Genomic DNA, 223 nt, shown 5'->3' with positions numbered 1-223 from the left:
ACCGATCGTCTCCTGTTTGATCGTGACGCCCGGTCCGGATGTCGTCGTGACCGCGAGCGAGCCGCCGAACGCGGCACCGAGAGCGGCCCCCACCGCTGCGATCTCGTCCTCGGCCTGGAAGGTGCGCACGCCGAAGTTCTTGTGCCGGCTGAGCTCGTGCAGGATGTCGGAGGCGGGGGTGATGGGGTACGAGCCCAGGAACAGCGGCAGGTCCGCCTGGCGC

The 223-nt window shown here is 69.5% G+C and carries 1 pseudogene; it reads right to left on the bottom strand.

Features of this window, described 5'->3' with window-relative positions:
- Positions 1-223, bottom strand: a pseudogene (locus tag ACYF6T_RS44840) (2-oxoacid:acceptor oxidoreductase subunit alpha); the annotation flags it as partial.

The organism is Streptomyces sp. 7R007 (assembly GCF_054850255.1).
The sequence above is the reverse complement of the archived record's forward strand: the minus strand, read 5'-3'. Positions and strand labels throughout refer to the sequence as shown.